Source organism: Pseudoalteromonas sp. SR45-5 (assembly GCF_014163565.1).
In the GTDB taxonomy this organism is placed as follows: Bacteria; Pseudomonadota; Gammaproteobacteria; order Enterobacterales; family Alteromonadaceae; genus Pseudoalteromonas; species Pseudoalteromonas distincta.
The window spans coordinates 1-4,658 of record NZ_JACJDN010000310.1; the positions used below are offsets into that span (position 1 = coordinate 1).

A 4,658-nucleotide genomic window follows, 5' to 3' on the forward strand; every position below is an offset into this window, starting at 1 on the left:
GCTTTATAAGTGACAGTGATCAGCATTTAATGTCAGAAGACAAAAAAGCCCCTATTGGGGCTTTTTACTTACTAGTGTTTACTTTTATTGCTCAAAGCTACAAGAGTTAACTAATTTTTACGGTATATCTCATGCTCAATATCGTAAATATTTACGCTTAGACTGTCTGATGCTCTGCAATATGTTTTTAAACATGAAAGTAGCAGTTCGCTTAACATTTGTTTTTGCTCAATTGAGCGTCCTGCCAAAATATGTACCGCGATATGTATAAACCCTGATTTTCCTGCGCCAAGTTGATATTGCTGATAAGCAATAGCACGTGTTTTTATGGTTTCTAATTCAAACAAGTTACTTTCGAAAGCGGTTGTATGAATTTTTTCTACCAGTACTTGAGGTAAAACGGGGAGGTCTTCTGAGTGTTCAATAATAATGTGCGGCATTTAGGCGTTTCCTATTATGAGTTACTGCATGAGCGAGAGGTAATTGTACCAAATACAAGAGGGGTCACTAAACCCTGAGCTATCTAAAATCTTTACTTTAAACTAATTTAGTCGTATTTATTTTTGATGTTAGTATAAAAACAAACAGGTGAACCTTCGCTTAGTAACTTATCTACTAAGTTACCTATATATTGATTAAGGATAAGTATGAAATTACCACAAAAATTTAAACGTTTAGCTTTACTTGCAGGTGCAATTGTTACGTTAAGTGCTTGCTCTGACGATGTTGCTTCGGTAAGCCTTGGGTTATTTACAACTAAAGATGTTGTGGTGAATTCGCAGCAAGATCCTATTGTTGAGGGCGTTACTTGTCATATTAGTCATATAGAGGCTAATTTAGATTTTTCAGATCCCTCTGATATGTCTATAGCGTGTCGTCAAACGGGGCCAATTACAGCGCAGCAGCTACAAAAAATAGACCGCAGCAAATCGGGCGAGGTGATCTTTAAATCATCTAAAAGTATATTATTTAAATCACTAAAAGTGCGTCGTATTTACGATGCTGAAAATCGTACTTTATTGTACTTATCGTACTCAACTAAAGAGTCCAGTGGAAGCCACCACCATGCGCTATCAACTGTGCCGCTATACAATACTCAAGCGTGGGACTGGGCGCTTACACAAAAAGACTAAGTTAGCACCTACGTAAGCACCTAAACTAAAACCTAAAAGAGCACACTATGTTAGCTTTATTTAAATCAAAGCCATTATTAGAGCAGCAAGAACAGCAATGGCTTATTGATACATTTATTTGGGCTGTAGAAAACTTTGATGCTGAGTTTTTTACAAAGCACACTCAAATAATACTGCCAACGGCCACTTTTTTCCCTGATTCGGTATCGAGCATTGAAGAAATGGCAAGTAATGTTTTTAACCGCGTTACTAATTACGCGGGTATGAACGCATGGCCTATCCAACTAGTTGCACCGCAGCAATTACAACCGCAAGTTTTTCCACACTTCGAATTTAGCAATGAAATACGTGGCGAAGGCAGCCATCTAATTGTGCCGCCAAGCCATACGATTAATATTTCTTTTAATCCTAACCAGATTAATCAGCCACAAGATTTAGTGGCTAGTTATGCAGGTACTCTGGCCACCATACTTATTCATCACGTTGGGGTGCTACCGCCAGGTGGTAGGGAGTATTTACCACAAGCTGCTGATGCACTTGCTTGTTTTTTAGGGTTTGGTGTGATGATGAGTAATACGGTGTATCAGTTTAAAGGCGGGTGTGGCTCTTGCTATAACCCATACGCTAACCGTGAAGCTAAGTTAAGTGAAACGCATACGGTATTTATGCATGCCCTAATTAGTTACTTTAAAAACGATAAAGTGTCTAAAAAGCATTTAAAGCCGCATTTACGTGGCCAGTTTAAAAAAGCACAAAAAGAAATTAAAGCATTGGTAAATAACTCGGCCAACCCGCTGTTATTAGCTTATTCGCCAAACTAGCAAGGATCTGCGTGGAATACTTAGATGAATTTTTACTGATTGTTATTGCTCATTTTTTTGCAGTAGCAAGCCCAGGGCCTGACTTTGCCGTAGTACTTAAGCAAAGTGTGCAACAAGGAAGGCGCAATGCATTGTGGACAAGCGCAGGTGTTGGCGCTGCTATTTTACTGCACGTTGCCTATTGTGTTTTAGGTGTTGCGCTTATTTTAACGCAATCGCCTAGTTTATTTATGGCGCTCAAGTACCTTGCTGGTGCATATTTAGCTTACTTAGGCGTACAAGCTCTTAGAGCTGCAAAACCGCCTGCAAGTAATGAAGGCGAGGCTGTAAAAGATGTTGAAAACAAAACCGTTCAAGAGGAACCCGTTTGGGTGGCTTTTAGGCGCGGCTTTTTCACCAATGCATTAAACCCAAAAGCCACGTTATTTTTTATGTCGTTATTTACACTCGTGATTAGCCCAACAACACCTACTAGCATACAGGTCGGCTACGGCGTGTATATGGCATTGGCTACTTGGGCGTGGTTTTCAATGCTTTCAATGATGCTTTCTCGAGATAATGTAAGGGGCTTTTTCCAACAACGCGGTTATTGGTTTGACCGTGGAATTGGCATTATTTTAATTGCACTTGCAGTACGTGTTGTTATTTAACTTATTCAAAAAGCGCAGGAGATAAAAATGCCGCTATATAATTTTTCGTTTGGTTCTAATATGTCATCTAACCGTTTGTTAGCGCGCTTGCCCAATGTAAAGCGTGTAGGAACTGCTGTACTTAAAGGCTACGAGCTTACTTTTGATATGCTATTTAAAGATGGCTCAGGTAAATGCAGTATTTGTCCAAGCGATAAAGAAGATGCATTGGTTTACGGCGTTATTTATGAGCTCAATGAAGATGAAAAAGCTATTTTAGATGGTATTGAGGGCGTAGGTTACGATTGTGTAGATATAGCCCCAACGCTTTTAACGGGTGAGACTGTAGCCGCACATTGTTATATAGCTAATACCCATGACAGCGATGTACTCCCATATGATTGGTACATAAAACACGTTCATCGCGGTTCACTTGAAGCGGGCGTGCCAAAAGAATACAGTGATGCCATATTAAATCGCGCACAAAAAAGCGACACCAATCAAGAGCGCGCAGCAATTGAATTTGCAGTTCATCAAAAATAATAAAATAGGATTGATATGAAATTAACCAAACTTGCCGTAATTGCACTATTAGCAGGCTCTACGTTTAGCAGCTGGGCACAAGTTGATACCAACAAAGTTGACGACGTAATTAAAGCGTCAATGGCACGTTTTGACGTACCCGGTATGGCAGTTGCCATTGTTGAAAACGATAAAGTAATATTTGCTAAAGGCTTTGGTGTAACTAATCTCGATACCAACAAAAAAGTAAACAAAGACACTTTATTTGGTATTGCTTCAAACACAAAAGCATTCACTACTGCGGCACTGGCAAAGTTGGTTGATGAAGGTAAATTAAGCTGGGATGACCGCGTAATTGATCATTTACCAGAGTTTAGATTGCACGATTCGTACGTAACACGCGAAATGCGTATTCGTGACTTATTAAGTCATCGCAGTGGGCTTGGGCTTGGGCAAGGAGATTTAATGATTTGGCCAAGTACCGATAAATCAGTTGATGAAATTTTAGCGGGATTACAGTATTTAAAACCAGCGAGCAGCTTTCGTAGTAAGTACGCTTATAACAACTTGATGTTTGTTACCGCTGGTGAAGTGGTTGCACGTGTGGCGGGGATGAGCTGGAACGATTACATCGAAAAAAATATATTACAGCCGCTGCATATGGATAACTCACGCGCGGGCTTTTCACGTATTCCTAAAAGTAATAAAAACTGGGCGACAGGTCATATTCCTATGGATGGCACGCTTCATCCATTTTTTGTGAACTACCTTGAGGACTTTAGAGGCGCAGGCGCCATTGCATCAAGTGTAAGCGACATGAGCCAATGGCTTCGTACGCAATTAGCAGGCGGTAAAATGCCAAGTGGCGAGCAGCTATTTAGTGAAAAGCAACAAGCGCAAATGTGGCACCCGCATATTACGTCTATGGTGTCTAAAAGTGCGTTTGAATCGTATCACCAGCAGTTTAGGGGTTATGGGTTAGGCTGGAGTATTGAAGACTACCACGGCTTTAAAAAGCTAGGTCACGGCGGTGGTATTTTGGGAATGGTATCGCAAGTTACTTTATTGCCTGAGAAAAACCTCGGTATTGTTATTTTATCTAATCAACAAGCTTTTGGTGCACTTTCGGCAGTAACCCATGAAGTGCTTGAAGATGCACTTGAACTTGAAGATAAAGACTGGGTAGAAGATTTAGCTAAAAGTCATTTTGAAGGCAAGCAACAAGCGTATGCTAATGCAAAACCAGAAGCCCCCGCTGACTACCAACCACAATTACCAAATATTAATTATACCGGAACATTGCACGATGACTGGTACGGCGATGTAATTATTGAGCAGTTAGATGGTAAATTACGCATTGATTTTACGCACACTAAACGCTTGAAAGGTACTCTTGAGCATTACACTGGTAATACATTTATTGTTAAGTGGGATGAAAAATTACTAGAAGCAGATGCGTTTATTCGTTTTGAAATGAGCTCACAAAATCGTGTAAACAGTGCCAAAATGCGCGCGGTATCAACACAAGTGACCGACTTTAGCTTTGACTTTAG

6 protein-coding genes are annotated in these 4,658 nt (G+C 40.2%); 5 read left to right on the forward strand and 1 reads right to left on the reverse strand.

Annotated elements, in window-relative coordinates; genetic code table 11:
• Positions 1–110 precede the first annotated feature (110 nt).
• Complete coding sequence (locus tag H5072_RS12175) at positions 111–440, reverse strand: 5-carboxymethyl-2-hydroxymuconate Delta-isomerase (RefSeq protein ID WP_002957818.1); 330 nt, start codon at positions 438–440, stop codon at positions 111–113.
• A gap of 207 nt (positions 441–647) precedes the next feature.
• On the opposite strand from H5072_RS12175, the gene H5072_RS12180 reads away from it, so the two are divergent.
• From H5072_RS12180 to H5072_RS12200, 5 genes are all read left to right on the forward strand, one after another.
• Complete coding sequence (locus H5072_RS12180) at positions 648–1,133, forward strand: CreA family protein (RefSeq protein WP_002957817.1); 486 nt, start codon at positions 648–650, stop codon at positions 1,131–1,133.
• Positions 1,134–1,180: 47 nt separating this feature from the next.
• The gene (locus tag H5072_RS12185; RefSeq protein WP_002957816.1) at positions 1,181–1,954 is read left to right on the forward strand and encodes a hypothetical protein; all 774 of its coding nucleotides are present in this window, start codon (positions 1,181–1,183) and stop codon (positions 1,952–1,954) included.
• Between the two features lie 11 nt (positions 1,955–1,965).
• Positions 1,966–2,604, forward strand: a complete 639-nt coding sequence (locus H5072_RS12190; RefSeq protein WP_024597544.1) for a LysE family translocator — start codon at positions 1,966–1,968, stop codon at positions 2,602–2,604.
• A 27-nt stretch (positions 2,605–2,631) separates the two neighbouring features.
• Positions 2,632–3,126 carry a gamma-glutamylcyclotransferase family protein gene (locus H5072_RS12195; RefSeq protein ID WP_076925011.1) on the forward strand — a complete coding sequence of 165 codons (495 nt, stop codon included), beginning with the start codon at positions 2,632–2,634 and terminating at the stop codon, positions 3,124–3,126.
• Positions 3,127–3,141: 15 nt separating this feature from the next.
• Positions 3,142–4,658 (forward strand): serine hydrolase (locus tag H5072_RS12200; protein WP_182693670.1); only part of this gene is annotated, 1,517 nt, incomplete at its 3' end.

Bases quoted from the DNA above. Each gene is read 5' to 3' on its own strand.
- H5072_RS12175 (WP_002957818.1), bottom strand. From the start codon at position 440: ATGCCGCACATTATTATTGAACACTCAGAAGACCTCCCCGTTTTACCT.
- H5072_RS12195 (WP_076925011.1), top strand. From the start codon at position 2,632: ATGCCGCTATATAATTTTTCGTTTGGTTCTAATATGTCATCTAACCGT.
- H5072_RS12185 (WP_002957816.1), top strand. From the start codon at position 1,181: ATGTTAGCTTTATTTAAATCAAAGCCATTATTAGAGCAGCAAGAACAG.
- H5072_RS12180 (WP_002957817.1), top strand. From the start codon at position 648: ATGAAATTACCACAAAAATTTAAACGTTTAGCTTTACTTGCAGGTGCA.